The organism is Streptomyces sp. NPDC023481, from assembly GCF_055560195.1.
Map to the genome: position 1 here is coordinate 477281 of NZ_JBVHJE010000001.1, position 13618 is coordinate 490898.

Annotated in this window: 14 protein-coding genes; 10 read left to right on the forward strand and 4 right to left on the reverse strand. The window is 74.1% G+C overall.

Translation table 11 applies throughout. The features are described 5' to 3' along the window. Both ACZ3ZD_RS02345 and coaA read right to left on the reverse strand, forming a co-directional pair. On the reverse strand, positions 1-933 hold the full coding sequence (locus ACZ3ZD_RS02345; RefSeq protein ID WP_467392575.1) for a DUF389 domain-containing protein: 933 nt from the start codon (positions 931-933) through the stop codon (positions 1-3). 21 nt (positions 934-954) lie between these two features. Beyond that, the gene (gene coaA, locus ACZ3ZD_RS02350) at positions 955-1923 is read right to left on the reverse strand and encodes a type I pantothenate kinase (protein ID WP_467393271.1); all 969 of its coding nucleotides are present in this window, start codon (positions 1921-1923) and stop codon (positions 955-957) included. Between the two features lie 175 nt (positions 1924-2098). Here coaA and glmS point away from each other — a divergent pair, with 175 nt between their 5' ends. Further along, on the forward strand, positions 2099-3946 hold the full coding sequence (gene glmS / locus ACZ3ZD_RS02355; RefSeq protein WP_467392577.1) for a glutamine--fructose-6-phosphate transaminase (isomerizing): 1848 nt from the start codon (positions 2099-2101) through the stop codon (positions 3944-3946). A 121-nt stretch (positions 3947-4067) separates the two neighbouring features. On the opposite strand, the gene ACZ3ZD_RS02360 is transcribed toward glmS, so the two are convergent. Next, entirely contained in the window at positions 4068-4847 is a 780-nt protein-coding gene (locus ACZ3ZD_RS02360) for an SDR family NAD(P)-dependent oxidoreductase (RefSeq protein WP_467393273.1), read from the reverse strand. Positions 4848-4925: 78 nt separating this feature from the next. Between ACZ3ZD_RS02360 and ACZ3ZD_RS02365 the strand changes: the two genes are divergently transcribed. From ACZ3ZD_RS02365 to tsaE, 5 genes are all read left to right on the forward strand, one after another. Further along, positions 4926-5297, forward strand: coding sequence for a holo-ACP synthase (locus tag ACZ3ZD_RS02365; RefSeq protein ID WP_467392579.1), 372 nt, complete (start codon positions 4926-4928; stop codon positions 5295-5297). Between the two features lie 52 nt (positions 5298-5349). After that, positions 5350-6783 (forward strand): NAD(P)H-hydrate dehydratase, encoded by a 1434-nt coding sequence (locus ACZ3ZD_RS02370; protein ID WP_467392581.1) that lies wholly within the window; start codon positions 5350-5352, stop codon positions 6781-6783. Positions 6784-7154: 371 nt separating this feature from the next. Then, the gene (gene alr / locus ACZ3ZD_RS02375; RefSeq protein WP_467392583.1) at positions 7155-8330 is read left to right on the forward strand and encodes an alanine racemase; all 1176 of its coding nucleotides are present in this window, start codon (positions 7155-7157) and stop codon (positions 8328-8330) included. A gap of 148 nt (positions 8331-8478) precedes the next feature. Beyond that, positions 8479-9738 (forward strand): alpha/beta fold hydrolase, encoded by a 1260-nt coding sequence (locus ACZ3ZD_RS02380; RefSeq protein ID WP_467392585.1) that lies wholly within the window; start codon positions 8479-8481, stop codon positions 9736-9738. Continuing rightward, the gene (gene tsaE / locus ACZ3ZD_RS02385) at positions 9704-10216 is read left to right on the forward strand and encodes a tRNA (adenosine(37)-N6)-threonylcarbamoyltransferase complex ATPase subunit type 1 TsaE (RefSeq protein ID WP_467392587.1); all 513 of its coding nucleotides are present in this window, start codon (positions 9704-9706) and stop codon (positions 10214-10216) included. Before ACZ3ZD_RS02380 ends, tsaE begins: the two co-directional genes overlap by 35 nt. A 41-nt stretch (positions 10217-10257) precedes the next feature. On the opposite strand, the gene ACZ3ZD_RS02390 is transcribed toward tsaE, so the two are convergent. Next, entirely contained in the window at positions 10258-10809 is a 552-nt protein-coding gene (locus tag ACZ3ZD_RS02390; protein ID WP_467392589.1) for a hypothetical protein, read from the reverse strand. 121 nt (positions 10810-10930) lie between these two features. Here ACZ3ZD_RS02390 and tsaB point away from each other — a divergent pair, with 121 nt between their 5' ends. Genes tsaB through ACZ3ZD_RS02410 form a run of 4 tightly spaced genes read left to right on the forward strand, consistent with a single transcriptional unit; the run spans position 10931 to position 13479 of the window. Next, complete coding sequence (gene tsaB, locus ACZ3ZD_RS02395; RefSeq protein WP_467392591.1) at positions 10931-11587, forward strand: tRNA (adenosine(37)-N6)-threonylcarbamoyltransferase complex dimerization subunit type 1 TsaB; 657 nt, start codon at positions 10931-10933, stop codon at positions 11585-11587. 29 nt (positions 11588-11616) lie between these two features. After that, complete coding sequence (gene rimI / locus ACZ3ZD_RS02400) at positions 11617-12117, forward strand: ribosomal protein S18-alanine N-acetyltransferase (protein WP_467393275.1); 501 nt, start codon at positions 11617-11619, stop codon at positions 12115-12117. Beyond that, a complete protein-coding gene (tsaD, locus tag ACZ3ZD_RS02405) occupies positions 12110-13216 on the forward strand; it encodes a tRNA (adenosine(37)-N6)-threonylcarbamoyltransferase complex transferase subunit TsaD (RefSeq protein WP_467392593.1) in 1107 nt (368 codons plus the stop codon). Before rimI ends, tsaD begins: the two co-directional genes overlap by 8 nt. Beyond that, entirely contained in the window at positions 13213-13479 is a 267-nt protein-coding gene (locus ACZ3ZD_RS02410) for a hypothetical protein (protein ID WP_467392595.1), read from the forward strand. The genes tsaD and ACZ3ZD_RS02410 overlap by 4 nt, the downstream gene beginning before the upstream one ends. Positions 13480-13618 lie beyond the last annotated feature (139 nt).

The window sequence follows — 13618 nt, forward strand, 5'->3', positions numbered from 1 at the left end:
TCAGCCGAGACGTTTCCCCTGCCTGGACCAGAAGTACTTCTGGGTCAGCAGGGTGAGCGTCCCGGCCAGGACGATGCCCAGCAGGTTCAGCAGCAGCTGGACCGTCGAGCCGCTCGTCTGGGACGTGTCGCCGTAGGCCAGCGCCACCGCCGCGTTGGCCGCGGCCGGCACCGTCGTCACCGAGATGGCCACGCCCACCAGCGCACCCGACTTGGACGAGGTCAGGGACAGCGTGCCGGCGATCCCGGCGAGCACGGCGACGACGAACGAGAACCAGTCCGGGGCGTAGATGAACCCGGTGTTCGGCCTGTCCGCCCTCAACCGGGCTTCGCTGAACAGGCCCACCGCGTCCATCAGCAGGCTGAACGCGGAGGTCAGGGCCATGGCCACCGCGAAGCCCACCAGCAGCGCGATCAGGGAGCGCCACGCCAGGCGCGGATGGCGCCGGACCACGGCCGTGCAGATGCCGGCGAGCGGCCCGAACTCCGGACCCACCGCCATCGCGCCCACGATCAGGATCGCGTTGTCCAGCACCACACCACAGGCCGCGATCATGGTGGCCAGGGTGATGAAGGCCACGTAGGTGAACGACAGCGTCGACTCCTCGTGGGTCGCCTCGGTCAGCCCCTCCCACAGCACCGCGTCCGCGCCCTCGCCCGGCGCCTGGGCCTCGGCCCGGTCGGCGCGCCGGGACAGCGACAGGTCGACGGTCTCGACGGCGATCGAACCGGTGTCGTCCAGCCCGAGCCGCCGCAGCCCGGCGATGAGTCCGTCGGCCGCCTCGCGGGCCACGTCGCACAGGACGAGGTCGCCGGCCGGGTCGCGGGCGGCGCCCGGCAGGACGACGAGGTGGGTGGTACCGACCGTCCGCTCGATCAGCCGGACCACCTCGTCGGTCCGCTCCGCCGGGGTGATCAGGCGCAGATGCAGCATGCGCCCATCCAACAGGGTCGGCTACAGCTTGCGCAGCCGCAGGCGCTGCACCTTGTGGTCCGGGCCCTTGCGCACGATGAGGGTGGCCCGGCCGCGGGTCGGGGCGATGTTCTCGACCAGGTTGGGCTTGTTGATGGTCCGCCACAGCGTCCGGGCGTAGTCGAGGGCCTCCTCCTCGGAGACCTGGGTGTACTTGCGGAAGTACGAGTTCGGGTTCTGGAACGCGGTCCGGCGCAGCTTGCCGAAGCGGTTGAGGTACCAGCGCTCGATGTCCTCGGCGCTCGCGTCGACGTACACGCTGAAGTCGAAGTAGTCGGCGAGACCGACCCGGGTGCGGCCGTCCTTGCCGGGCAGGGCGGGCTGGAGGACGTTCAGGCCCTCCACGATCAGGATGTCCGGGCGGCGGACGGTGAGCTTCTCGTCCGGCACGATGTCGTAGATGAGGTGGGAGTAGACCGGCGCGGACACCTCGCCCTTGCCGGCCTTGATGTCGGCGACGAACCGGGTGAGGGCCCGGCGGTCGTAGGACTCGGGGAACCCCTTGCGCGACATCAGGCCGCGGGCCTCCAGCTCCCGGGTGGGCAGCAGGAAGCCGTCGGTCGTGACCAGTTCCACGCGCGGGTGCTCGGGCCAGCGGGAGAGCAGGGCCTGGAGCAGCCGGGCCACCGTGGACTTGCCCACGGCCACGGAGCCGGCGACCCCTATGACGAACGGGGTGCCCGACTGGGAGCCCTGTTCGCCCAGGAAGGTGTTGAGCGCGCCCCTGAGGCCGTCCGTGGCGCCGACGTAGAGGTTGAGGAGCCGGGAGAGCGGGAGGTAGATGTCCCGCACCTCGTCGAGGTCGATGACGTCGCCGAGACCGCGGAGCTTCTCCACCTCCTCGGCGGTGAGCGGCAGCGGCGTCTTGTCGCGCAGCGCGCTCCACTCGGCGCGGGTGAGGTCGACGTAGGGAGTCGCCTCCGGCCTGTGCCGGTGGGCGCTCCGGGGCATCGAGGAGACCGGTGAGATCACAGTCCATTGTTAACGGAGTTTGAACGGGACGGTGGGTGGGGTCCGTCACGCGCGCGGACCGGCTCCGCCGGGGCCTTCGTACGGTGGTGGGAATTTCCGAATCCGGGCAGCCGGAGGCCTTTTCCGGCCGTCGCGGGACCGTAGGCTGCCGCTCATGTGCGGAATCGTGGGTTACGTAGGGTCACAGTCGGCGCTCGACGTCGTGACGGCCGGGCTGAAGCGGCTGGAGTACCGGGGGTACGACTCGGCGGGTGTCGCCGTGCTCGCGGACGGCGGGCTGGCCGCCGCCAAGAAGGCCGGGAAGCTGGTCAACCTGGAGAAGGAGCTGGTCGACCGGCCGCTGCCGACCGGCACGACCGGCATCGGCCACACCCGCTGGGCCACCCACGGCGGTCCCACGGACGGCAACGCGCACCCGCACCTGGACAACGCGGGCCGGGTCGCGGTGGTCCACAACGGCATCATCGAGAACTTCGCGCTCCTGCGCGCGGAACTGGCCGAGCGCGGCCACGAGCTGACCTCCGAGACGGACACCGAGGTCGTCGCCCACCTGCTCGCCGAGGAGTTCTCCTCCTGCGCGGACCTCGCCGAGGCGATGCGGCTGGTGTGCCGGCGGCTGGAGGGCGCGTTCACGCTGGTCGCGGTGCACGCCGACGAGCCGGACGTGGTGGTCGGCGCCCGCCGCAACTCGCCGCTGGTGGTGGGCGTCGGGGAGGGCGAGGCGTTCCTGGCCTCCGACGTCGCCGCGTTCATCGAGCACACGCGTTCCGCGGTCGAGCTGGGCCAGGACCAGGTGGTGGAGCTGCGCCGGGACGGGGTCACCGTGACGGGCTTCGACGGCCGCCCGGCCGAGGTCCGCTCCTACCACGTGGACTGGGACGCCTCCGCCGCCGAGAAGGGCGGCTACGACTACTTCATGCTCAAGGAGATCGCCGAGCAGCCCAAGGCGGTCGCCGACACCCTGCTCGGCCGCATCGACCCGTCCGGCTCGCTCACCCTGGACGAGGTGCGGATCAGCCCCTCCGAGCTGCGCGAGGTCGACAAGGTCGTCATCGTCGCCTGCGGTACGGCCTTCCATGCCGGCCTGATCGCCAAGTACGCCATCGAGCACTGGACGCGGATCCCCTGCGAGGTGGAGCTGGCCAGCGAGTTCCGCTACCGGGACCCGATCCTGGACGGGCGGTCGCTGGTGATCGCCATCTCCCAGTCCGGCGAGACCATGGACACCCTGATGGCGCTCAGGCACGCCCGCGAGCAGGGCTCCAAGGTGCTGGCGATCTGCAACACCAACGGCTCGACGATCCCCCGCGAGTCCGACGCGGTGCTGTACACGCACGCCGGCCCGGAGGTCGCGGTCGCCTCGACCAAGGCGTTCCTCACCCAGCTGGTCGCCTGCTACCTGGTCGCCCTGTACCTGGGCCAGGTGCGCGGCACGAAGTGGGGCGACGAGATCCAGGCCGTGATCAGGGACCTGTCCCGGATCTCGGAGGAGGTCGAGCGGGTCCTGGAGACCATGGAGCCGGTACGGGCGCTGGCGCGGACCCTGGCCGCGAAGGACACCGTGCTGTTCCTCGGCCGGCACGTGGGCTATCCGGTGGCCCTGGAGGGGGCGCTGAAGCTGAAGGAGCTGGCGTACATGCACGCCGAGGGCTTCGCCGCGGGCGAGCTGAAGCACGGTCCGATCGCGCTGATCGAGGAGGACGTGCCGGTGGTGGTCGTCGTACCGTCCCCGCGTGGCCGGTCGGTCATCCACGACAAGATCGTCTCCAACATCCAGGAGATCCGGGCGCGCGGCGCGCGCACCATCGTGATCGCGGAGGAGGGCGACGAGACGGTGGTCCCGTACGCCGACCACCTGATCCGGATCCCGGCCACCCCGACGCTGCTCCAGCCCCTGGTGGCCACGGTCCCGCTCCAGGTCTTCGCCTGCGAGCTGGCGACGGCCCGTGGCAACGAGGTGGACCAGCCGAGGAACCTGGCGAAGTCGGTCACGGTGGAGTGAGCCGGGTGAGCGGAGTGAGCGGCTCCATGAGCGGGGGCGCGGGCGGGGGACCGTGCGGGAGGGTGAACGGCCGCGTGCCGTCCGCCCCTTGGCCGGCACGCGGGTGGTCTCGGGGTGGGGCTCAGTGCACGGAGAAGCCGCCGTCCACGTGGAGCGACTGGCCCGTGACGTAGGCGGAGGCGCGGCTCGCCAGGAAGACCGCCGCGCCCGCGAAGTCCTCGGCGAGCCCGTTGCGGCCGGTCAGTGTGCGCGCGGCCAGCGCCGCCACCCGCTCCGGATCGGACGACAGCCGCCGGTTCAGCGCGGTCGTCACGAAGCCCGGCACCAGGGTGTTGCAGGTGACCCCGTACGGTGACCAGGCCTCGGCCTGGGATCGGGCCAGGGACTCCAGCGCGCCCTTGGAGACGCCGTAGGCGCCGCTGTCCACGAAGGCGCGGTGGGCCTGCTGGGAGGAGATGTGGACGATCCGCCCGAAGCCCCGCTCGGCCATGCCCGGCCCGAACCGCTGCCCCAGCAGGAAGGGCGCCTCCAGGTTCACCGCCATCGTGCGGTCCCACACGTCCTCGCCCAACTCGCCCAGCGGCGGACGCAGGTTGATCCCGGCCGAGTTGACGAGGATGTCGGGCTCGCCGAAGACGGCCGCGGCCTCCTCGGCCGCCGCGCGCACGCCGTCCCGCGACCCCAGGTCCCCGGCGACCCAGCCCGCGCGGCAGCCGTCGGCCGTCAACTCGTCCACCGTCTCGACCAGTTGCTCCCGCCCGCGGGCCACGACCACCACGCTCGCCCCGGCCCGCGCCAGCGCCCCCGCGATGGCCCGCCCGATGCCGGAACTCCCGCCGGTCACCACGGCGGTGCGGCCGTCCAGGGAGAAGAGGTCTGCCAGATAGGCCTGCGAGGAGATCATGCCGGAAGCCTAGAACCCGGTCCGCCGACGTGGTGTCGCCGGATCCCGTTCCGCCGGGGTCGTAGGGTGCTCGCCATGAGCATCATCGGGGTGGGCATCGACGTCGCCGAGATCGACCGGTTCCGGGCGTCCCTGGAGCGCACGCCGGGGCTGGCCGACCGGTTGTTCGTGCGGCGCGAACTGCTGCTGCCCAGCGGGGACCGGCGCGGGATCGCCTCGCTCGCGGCCCGGTTCGCGGCCAAGGAGGCGCTGGCGAAGGCGCTGGGCGCGCCGCCCGGGCTGCAGTGGACCGACGCCGAGGTGTACGTGGAGGACAGCGGGCAGCCGCGGCTGAGGGTGCAGGGCACGGTGGCCGCGCGGGCGGCGCAGCTGGGCGTACGGGCCTGGCACGTGTCGCTCAGTCATGACGCGGGCGTCGCCTCGGCCGTGGTGATCGCCGAGGGCTGACCGGGCCGGACCCGGGTGTGGGCGGTGGGGGTCGCGGGGCACACTCGGTGCCATGCGTACTGCGTACAGCGTGGAGACGGTAAGGGCGGCCGAGCGGGCGCTGATGGCACGGCTGCCGGAGGGCGCGCTGATGCAGCGGGCCGCCGCCGGGCTGGCCGCCGCCTGCGCCGAACTGCTCGGGCGGGTGTACGGCAGCCGGGTGGTGCTGCTCGTCGGCAGCGGGGACAACGGCGGGGACGCCCTGTACGCCGGGGCCCGGCTGGCCCGGCGCGGCGCCGGCGTGACGGCCGTCCTGCTGACACCCGGACGGGCCCATGGCGGGGGGCTCGCGGCCCTGCGCCGGGCGGGCGGCACGGTCGCCGCCGCCGACTCGGCGGAGGACCTGATCACGCGGGCCGACCTGGTCGTGGACGGCATCGTCGGGATCGGCGGCACGGGCGGGCTGCGGCCGGACGCCGAGCGGCTCGCCGGGCTGGTGGCGCGCTCCGGGGCCGCGGTGGTGGCCGTGGACCTGCCCAGCGGCGTCGACGCGGACACCGGGCGGGTGCGGGGGGCCGCGCTCCGGGCCGACCTGACCGTCACCTTCGGCGCGTACAAGCCCGGACTGCTGGTGGATCCCGCGCGCGAGTACGCCGGGGTGGTGCGGCTCGTGGACATCGGGCTGGCGCCGGCGGCCGCCGACGCCGCGCTTCAGGCACTGCAACACGCCGACGTGGCACGGCTGTTGCCGGCACCGGCGGCCGAGAGCGACAAGTACCGGCGGGGGGTCGTCGGGATCGCCGCGGGGTCGGCCCGGTATCCGGGGGCGGCCGTGCTGGCGGTGTCGGGGGCGCTGCGGGGCGGCGCCGGGGCCGTACGGTACGTCGGTCCGGCCGGGGACGCCGTCCTCGCGCGCTTCCCGGAGATCCTCGTCTCCGACGCCGGGCCCGCCAAGGCCGGCCGGGTGCAGGCCTGGGTGGCCGGGCCCGGCGCCGGGGACGACGCCGGCAGCGTGGCCGAGGTGCTGGCGGCGGACGTGCCGGTGCTGCTGGACGCGGACGGGCTGCGGCTGGCCGAGCGGGACGCGGTGCGGCGGCGTACGGCGCCCACGCTGATGACCCCGCACGCCGGGGAGGCCGCCGCGCTGCTCGGGGTGCGGCGCGAGGAGGTCGAGGGGGCCCGGCTGGCGGCGGTGCGGGAACTGGCGGCGGCGTACCGGGCGACCGTGCTGCTGAAGGGGTCGACCACGCTGGTCGCCGGGCCGGACGGCGGGGCGGTGCGGGTCAACGCCACGGGGACGCCGTGGCTGGCCACCGCCGGGAGCGGGGACGTGCTGTCCGGGCTCGCCGGGTCCCTGCTGGCGGCGGGGCTGGGCGCGCTGGACGCCGGGAGCGTCGGCGCGTACCTGCACGGCCTCGCGGGCCGCCTCGCCGCGGCCGGCGCCCCCGCCGGCGCCCATGACGTCGCGTCACACATCCCGGACGCGTGGCGCAACGTGAGCTTCTGACCCGGGCGTACGGCCCCTGGTCTGGACGTTCGGTCCCGGCCCCGGGTGTGTGGCCGCGACCCGACGTTCGGCCCTGGCCCGGACCTTCGGCCGTGACCCGACGTACGGCCCTCGCCCCAGCGTTCGGCGTTCGGCGTTCGGCCCTGGCCTGGACGTACGGCCGTGACCCGACGTACCACCCTGACCCGGGCGTTCGGCGTTCGGTCCTGGCCGGGGCGTTCGGCTCTGGCCCGGGCGTTCGGTCATGGGCCGACGTACGGTCCCGGCCCGGGCGTTCGGCTCCGGTGCGTCGGCCCGCGGGGCCGCCGTGCGTGGGCTCGGTGGGGCGGTGCCCGGGGGCTGTCGGCGGCCTCTGAGACACTGGGGGCGCCATGAGTGAGACAGCAGCTGTGCCGACCGCCGCCCTGCGCGCCCGCGCCGAGATCGACCTGGGCGCCCTGCGCGCCAACGTGCGGGCCCTGCGCGCCCGGGCCGAGGGCGCCGCCGTGATGGCCGTCGTCAAGTCCGACGCGTACGGCCACGGCGCGCTGCCGTGCGCCCGTGAGGCCCTCGCCGCGGGCGCCACCTGGCTCGGCACGGCCACGGCCGAGGAGGCCCTCGCGCTGCGCGCGGCCGGGCTGCCCGGCCGCATCCTGTGCTGGCTGTGGGTGCCGGGCGGCCCCTGGCGGCAGGCGATCGAGGCCGACCTCGACGTGTCGCTGAGCGGCATGTGGGCCCTGCGGGAGGTCGTCGAGGCCGCTCGGGCGGCGGGGCGCCCCGCGCGCGTGCAGCTCAAGGCCGACACCGGACTCGGACGCAACGGCTGCCAGCCGGGGGAGGACTGGTCCGAGCTGGTCGGTGCCGCGCTGCGCGCGGAGGCCGAGGGCCTGGTCCGGATCACCGGTCTGTGGTCGCACTTCGCGTGCGCCGACGAGCCGGGCCACCCGTCGATCGCCGCCCAGCTCACCCGGTTCCGGGAGATGACGGCGTACGCCGAGGAGCGGGGCGTACGGCCCGAGGTGCGGCACATCGCCAACTCGCCGGCCACCCTCACCCTGCCCGAGGCCCGCTTCGACCTGGTCCGCACGGGCATCGCCGTGTACGGCGTCTCGCCCAGCCCCGAGGTCGGCGCCCCGGCCGACTACGGGCTGCGCCCGGTGATGACGCTCAGCGCCTCGCTGGCCCTCGTCAAGCGCACCCCGGCCGGCCACGGCGTCAGCTACGGCCACCACTACGTCACCCCCGGCGAGACCACCCTCGGCCTGGTGCCGGTCGGCTACGCGGACGGGGTGCCGCGGCACGCCTCCGGTACCGGCCCGGTACTGGTCGACGGCAAACTGCGGACGATCGCCGGGCGGGTCGCCATGGACCAGTTCGTGGTGGACCTGGGCGGCGACGAGCCCCCGGTGGGCAGCGAGGCGGTGCTGTTCGGACCGGGTGACCGGGGCGAGCCCACCGCCGAGGACTGGGCGCGGGCCTGCGGCACGATCGCGTACGAGATCGTGACGCGCATCGGAACGCGCGTTCCGCGCGTCTATGTGAACGGGTCCGTGAGCGGGTCCGTGTGAGCGGGTCCCGGTAACCGGGCTGGGCGAACGGATCCGTGCGCACGCGAGCAGGTCCGCGCGCGTACGTGAAGGGGTGGGGAAGCCGGGTAACCCGATCCTCAGCGACACCCATCGAGTCGAACGAGAGTACGGCGAAGAGGAGCGGTACGTGAGCGAGAGCAGCGCGGAGGCCGTGGCGGACGTCGTCGCCGCGGCGGCCGCCGCGTCCGCCGCGGGGGCGGCGGGGAGCTGGCGCAGGACGACCGGCATCGCCGGCGCCGCGATAGGCGTGCTCGCCGCGGGCGCGGCGGCCGGTGTGGCCATCGAGCGGATGACGGTGGGCCGCGGGACGCGCAGGAAGGCACGGCTGGCGCTGGACTCGGCGGGCCCCTACGGCACGCTGCGCGGCACCCCCGGCAAGGCGTACTCCGACGACGGCACCGAGCTGTACTACGAGGTCGACGAGGTCGAGCCCGACCTCGGCCCGAACGTCTCCCCGCGCCGGCGCAGGCTCTTCGGCCGCAAGGCGCCCGCCCCGGTCACCGTCGTCTTCTGCCACGGCTACTGCCTCAGCCAGGACTCCTGGCACTTCCAGCGGGCGGCCCTGCGCGGGGTCGTCCGCACCGTGCACTGGGACCAGCGCAGCCACGGCCGGTCCGGGCGGGGCGTGGCCCAGACCCGGGACCGGGAGCCCCTCACCATCGACCAGCTCGGCCGGGACCTGAAGGCCGTCCTCGACGCCGCCGTGCCGGACGGGCCGATGGTGCTGGTCGGCCACTCGATGGGCGGCATGACCGTGATGGCCCTCGCCTCGGAGTTCCCGGAGCTGATCCGGGACCGGGTCGTCGCCACCGCCCTGGTGGGCACGTCGTCCGGGCGGCTGGGCGAGGTCAACTTCGGGCTGCCGGTGGCCGGTGTCAACGCGGTGCGCCGCATCCTCCCCGGGGTGCTCAAGGCCCTCGGACAGCAGGCGGAGCTGGTGGAGAAGGGGCGCCGGGCCACGGCCGACCTGTTCGCCGGGATCATCAAGCGGTACTCGTTCGCGGGGCGGGACGTCGACCCGGCGGTCGAGCGGTTCGCCGAGCGGATGATCGAGTCGACGCCGATCGACGTGGTCGCCGAGTTCTACCCGGCCTTCACCGACCACGACAAGACCGAGGCGCTCGCCTGCTTCCGGGACATGCCGGTGCTCGTGCTGGCCGGCGTGCGGGACCTGGTCACGCCCAGTGAGCACAGCGAGGCCATCGCCGACCTGCTGCCCGACGCCGAGCTGGTCCTCGTGCCGGACGCCGGGCACCTGGTGATGCTGGAGCACCCGGAGGTGGTCACCGACCGCCTCGCCGACCTGCTCACCCGCGCGGGCGCGGTGCCGGCAGGGGCTACCGTAAGTGGCTATGGAAGCACCAGCAGCACCGCAGGACCCCGCTGAGACCCAGCTGACCGTCACCTCCCCGGAGCAGATGCGGGAGCTGGGCCGCCGGCTGGCCGGACTGCTGCGCGCGGGCGACCTGGTGATGCTCACCGGGGAGCTGGGCGCGGGCAAGACCACGCTGACCCGCGGGCTCGGCGAGGGCCTCGGGGTGCGCGGGGCGGTCACCTCGCCGACCTTCGTGATCGCCCGGGTCCACCCGTCCCTCGGCGGCGGTCCGCCCCTGGTGCACGTCGACGCCTACCGGCTCTCCGGCGGCCTGGACGAGATGGAGGACCTGGACCTCGACGTCTCGCTGCCCGACTCGGTGATCGTCGTGGAGTGGGGCGAGGGCAAGGTCGAGGAGCTGACCGAGGACCGCCTCCAGGTCGTCATCCACCGCGCCACCGGCGACACCACGGACGAGGTACGCCACGTCACGGTCACGGGCCTGGGCGACCGCTGGTCCGGGACCACCCTGACCGCGCTGAGCGCCTGAGAGCCGGCCCCGGGGGGCGGCCGGCGGCACCGGGCAGGCGGCTAGCGGATCACCGTCACGCGTACTCCGATCGTCGCGAACCTCCACATCGCGTCGCCGTCCGCCCGGGTCTCCCGGATGCCGCCCGTTTTCACGCTGGTGTCGAGGGGGGTGGCCGGGCCGTCGTCCACCGCCGCGCTGAAGCCGATGGCCACGCCGTCCACGCTGGTGAAGCGCACCACGTGCTCGACGGGTACGCCGTCGGTGCCGGTGGCCGCGTGGGAGCGGGAGGTGACCCAGTACGTGCCGGCCGGCGGGTCGACGCTGCCCGGGCGCACCGGGAAGGTGCGCTGCACCCGGTTCCCGGGCGACACCAGCCAGACCCGGTCGTCGTCCACCGAGTACACGACCCGTTCACCCGTTCCGGAGCCGCTCGGCAGGGCGGTCGGGTGCTGCCGGTCCCGGGGTGCCTTGGCCGCGGCCGCCGCCCGCGCCGCCGCCCCCGCGCCGCCGTGCGCCGGGGCGGTCGCCTGGGCCCGGTAGGCGAGGACGCCGACGGTTGCCAGGGCCGCCGCGGTGAGGCCGGCCACGATCGCCGAGCTGGTCCCTGCCACCCGCACCCACCTCCGCTCGTCTGACTCGTGTCATATGTCGTACTTCGTACCGACCGTAGCAGCCGGTGACCGTGCGTACGGGACGGCGGTGCGCGAGCCGCGGGCGCCGTAGGCTGTTCGCGTGCTCTTGCTCGCTCTGGATACCGCCACACCCGCTGTCACCGTCGCGCTGCACGACGGCACCGACGTCATCGCCTCGTCGAGCCAGGTGGACGCGCGCCGGCACGGCGAGCTGCTGCTGCCGGCCGTCGACCGCGTCCTGGCCCGGGCCGGCCTGACACTCGACGCCGTCACCGGCATCGTCGTCGGCACCGGCCCCGGCCCCTACACCGGCCTGCGCGTCGGCCTGATGACCGCCGACACCTTCGGCCTCGCGCTCGGCGTCCCGGTGTACGGCCTGTGCACGCTGGACGGCCTCGCCCACGCCGCCGACATCGAGGCGGGCCCCTTCGTGGTGGCGACCGACGCCCGCCGCAAGGAGGTCTACTGGGCCACGTACGCCGACTCCCGGACCCGGCTGACCGGTCCGTCCGTCGACCGCCCCGCCGACATCGCGGAGCAGGTCGCGGGTCTGCCCGCGGTCGGCGCCGGCGCGCTGCTCTACCCGGACACGTTCCCGAGCGCCCACGAGCCCGAGCACGTGTCCGCCGCCGCCCTCGCCTCGCTCGCCGCGCGCAGGCTGGCCGCCGGCGAGGAACTCCCCGCGCCCCGGCCGCTGTACCTGCGCCGGCCGGACGCCCAGGTCCCCAAGAACTACAAGGTGGTCACCCCCAAGTGACACAGCCGGCACCCCCCCGACTGCGCGAGATGCGCTGGTGGGACATCGACCCGGTCCTGGAGCTGGAACGGGACCTGTTCCCCGAGGACGCCTGGTCCCGGGGCATGTTCTGGTCCGAGCTGGCCCACGCCCGGGGCACCGGCGCCACCCGCTCCTACCTCGTCGCCGAGTCCGCCGACGGCCGGATCGTCGGGTACGCGGGCCTGGCCGCCGCCGGTGAGCCGGCCGACGTCCAGACCATTGCCGTAGCCCGCGACCACCAGGGCACCGGCCTCGGCGCCCGGCTGCTGACCGAGCTGCTGCGGGCGGCGACCGCGTTCGAGTGCCACGAGGTGCTGCTCGAATGCCGGGTCGACAACCTCCCCGCCCAGAAGCTCTACGAGCGCTTCGGCTTCGTCCCCATCGGCTTCCGGCGCGGCTACTACCAGCCGGGCAACGTCGACGCCCTGGTGATGCGGCTGACCAGGGAACCCGGCGGCGGCTCCGCCGCGGGCCCCGCCCCAGTACAAGGAACCGATATCAATGACTGACTCACGCGACGAGCCGCTCGTCCTCGGCATCGAGACCTCCTGCGACGAGACCGGCGTCGGCATCGTCCGCGGCACCACCCTGCTGGCGGACGCCGTCGCCTCCAGCGTCGACGAGCACGCCCGCTTCGGCGGTGTCGTCCCGGAGGTGGCCTCCCGGGCGCACCTGGAGGCGATGGTCCCGACGATCGACCGCGCGCTGAAGGAGGCGGGGGTCAGCGCCAGGGACCTGGACGGCATCGCGGTCACCGCCGGTCCGGGCCTCGCCGGCGCCCTGCTCGTCGGCGTCTCGGCGGCCAAGGCGTACGCCTACGCCCTCGGCAAGCCCCTGTACGGCGTCAACCACCTCGCCTCCCACATCTGCGTGGACCAGCTGGAGCACGGCCCGCTGCCCGAGCCGACCATGGCCCTGCTGGTCTCCGGCGGCCACTCCTCGCTGCTGCTGTCTTCGGACATCACCTCCGACGTCCGCCCGATGGGCTCGACCATCGACGACGCGGCCGGCGAGGCCTTCGACAAGATCGCCCGCGTGCTGAACCTGGGCTTCCCCGGAGGCCCGGTCATCGACCGTTACGCGCGCGAGGGCGACCCGCGGGCGATCGCCTTCCCGCGCGGCCTGACCGGCCCGCGCGACCCGGCGTACGACTTCTCCTTCTCCGGCCTGAAGACCGCCGTGGCCCGCTGGATCGAGGCCAAGCGGGCGGCCGGCGAGGAGGTCCCCGTGCGCGATGTGGCCGCCTCCTTCCAGGAGGCCGTGGTCGACGTGCTCACCCGCAAGGCCGTCCGCGCCTGCAAGGACGAGGGCGTGGACCACCTGATGATCGGCGGCGGTGTGGCGGCCAACTCCCGGCTGCGCGCGCTCGCCCAGGAACGCTGCGAGGCGGCCGGCATCCGGCTGCGCGTGCCGCGTCCCAAGCTGTGCACGGACAACGGCGCGATGGTGGCGGCGCTCGGCGCCGAGATGGTCGCCCGGAACCGGGCCGCCTCCGGCTGGGACCTGTCGGCCGACTCCTCCCTGCCGGTCACCGACCCGCACGTGCCGGGCCACGGTCACGGTCACGACCATGTGCACGAGGTCAGCAAGGAGAACCTGTACTCGTGACGGTCGCGTTGATGTGGGAGGCCCGGGCCACCGAGGGGCGCGGGGCGGACCTGCTCGCCTGGGTACGCGAACAGCCGCTCGCCGGCGAGCCGTTGCGCCGTGAGACCTTCCGCGCGCCGCAGGACCGGGTGCTGGTCATCACCTGGTGGGACGCCCCGTACGACGCCTCGTTGCCCGAACTTCCCGAGCCCGGGCCCGACTTGGTGACCCGGGCCGTGCACCGGTGGCGGTTCGAGGCGGTGGCGGGTCATCAGGACCGCTGAGGGCGGACCGCTGAGGTTGCGCGAGCACCCCTCATCTGGGCTATGATCATCACACAGCGAACGGCCGGAACCCGGGAATCGGGAACCGACCCGGACGCAGTGCGTTGGTGGTCCAAGGAAAGACGTCCCGCTTCCTGCG